The organism is Haloferax sp. Atlit-109R (assembly GCF_003665865.1).
In the GTDB taxonomy this organism is placed as follows: Archaea; Halobacteriota; Halobacteria; order Halobacteriales; family Haloferacaceae; genus Haloferax; species Haloferax volcanii.
This window is the reverse complement of record NZ_QPLO01000036.1, coordinates 1-445: the sequence shown is the minus strand read 5'-3', so window position 1 is coordinate 445 and position 445 is coordinate 1. Positions and strand designations below refer to the sequence as shown.

Below are 445 nucleotides of genomic sequence, written 5' to 3'. Positions count from 1 at the left end.
CTCCTGAGGATCGGACTCAAATGACGATATTATCCTCCCGAATTAATCAGTTTGTATTAGTAGACTATACCACTATGTAGTTCGCGGTGGCGAAGCGTTCGGGTTGACTGACCCTTTCTCGAATGTTCTATTGCGTTTATTCTGCGGTTCTAGCATCGAGGTAGGAGCTTGAGGTCGCCTACCGTGACGGGTCGTCTACCGAGACTGTCATCCGTGATCCGCCGCTGCGGCCGCGCTCTCGCTCGAAGCGTACGACTCGGAGTGATAGAGCGCGTCACCGGACTCTGGATCGAACAGGTGTAGCCGAGCTGGGTCGTACGCGATCGAAACCGTGTCGTCGGGGCGGATCTCGGACCGTGCCTTCGCCTGGATCTTACAGGGCGTCTCCCCGATCGAGCAGTGTAACAGCAGGCTGTCGCCGAGCGGCTCGGTCACGTTCACGGTC

The 445-nt window shown here is 57.3% G+C and carries 1 pseudogene; it reads right to left on the bottom strand.

Annotated elements, in window-relative coordinates:
- Nucleotides 1-207: 207 nt before the first annotated feature.
- A pseudogene (locus tag DVK03_RS19550) lies at nucleotides 208-445 on the bottom strand (TOBE domain-containing protein); the annotation flags it as partial.